This is a genomic window from Sulfobacillus harzensis, from assembly GCF_012933365.1.
In the GTDB taxonomy this organism is placed as follows: Bacteria; Bacillota; Sulfobacillia; order Sulfobacillales; family Sulfobacillaceae; genus Sulfobacillus_B; species Sulfobacillus_B harzensis.
In genome coordinates this window covers 1-1186 of sequence record NZ_JABBVZ010000283.1, presented here as the reverse complement: position 1 = coordinate 1186, position 1186 = coordinate 1, and the positions used below count along the sequence as shown (strand labels likewise).

Below are 1186 nucleotides of genomic sequence, written 5' to 3'. Positions count from 1 at the left end.
CAGACGCTCGGCATGTGCTATGATGCCCCTAATTAAAGGGGGTGCCCTCGGTGTCTCGCTCCGACGATGCCGTAATTGAGGCGTGGCTGGCGACGAAGCAATCCAGTTCGTAGCGGGTCTACCAACCGGTCGTCGCAGAATTTCGGGCGTTTCTCGGCAAGCCCCTCCCGGAGGCCTCGCGGGCGGATGTGGCGGCATGGAAGGCGTCGTGGGCCGGTCAGGTTAAACCCGCCACCGAAGCCCGCAAACTGCGCACCGTGCGCTCGTTGTACCGCTTCGGGCAGCAGTATGCCCACTGGCCATCGAATCCGCTCTGCACCATCGCCGATCTCCATGTTCCAGACCCCTTACCATACCGGATGCCAACGCCGGACGATGTCTGGGCCCTCATGACCGCCGCGGAACAGCATAGCCCCTTTGCCGCCGCGCTGGTTGCGTTCGTCTTCGGCACGGGATGCCGGATTAGCGAAGTCGTCGCGACCACGTGGGGCGCGATTATTCCGGGGCGCACCCAGTGGGCCTGGCACGTGCCCCATCGGACCCCGAACCAGGTCATGCCCCTGCGTCCGGAGGTCGTCGCGGCCCTCCAGCGGTGGCGCGTCGCCCAAGGACTGCCGCCCACTCACTGGGAGCGTGAGGACCCGACCCCACTCTTTCCGACATCGGCCGGCGAGCCGATGCGGCCCGTCGCGCTAACGGCCACCATTCGCCGTCTGGCCGTCAAAGCCCACTTGAAGGCGTACCCCGCCTTCGCCCTGCGCCACGCCCACGCGGAGCTCGCGCTCCGCCACGGGGCATCCCTCACGCTGCTGAAGCGGACGCTCGGCCATCATCGTTTGTCTTCGACGGCGCGGTATTTGCGTCCGGAACTCCACCTGCCGGCGGCAACCTCGGACTTTCTCCCCTGGAAGCCGTCGGAGTAGCGGCGGCCAGACGATTCAGGTTCGTCTGTGTTAATCAGTGGCGTCTTCCTCGATAGGCAGGAGCACCGTGTGATTAAAGAGCGTTCGCCTGTGTGGTTGTCAATGATGGCGCAGGAGCGCTTGTCGCCTGCGTCCCGCAAGAAGGCCACAAGATTGCTCTGATGAACTTGGGCCCGCATGTGCTCGAAGGAATCCCAGAGGTTTAGCAGCGTATCCTCGGTCGCATCCCGTACGACGAGACCGTATTCAGTACCCACGTCTTC

1 protein-coding gene is annotated in these 1186 nt (G+C 64.4%); it reads left to right on the top strand.

Annotated features, from left to right (window positions below; translation table 11 throughout):
* Nucleotides 1-188: 188 nt before the first annotated feature.
* Entirely contained in the window at nucleotides 189-923 is a 735-nt protein-coding gene (locus HIJ39_RS23040) for a tyrosine-type recombinase/integrase (RefSeq protein ID WP_169103356.1), read from the top strand.
* The last annotated feature ends 263 nt before the right edge of the window (nucleotides 924-1186 follow it).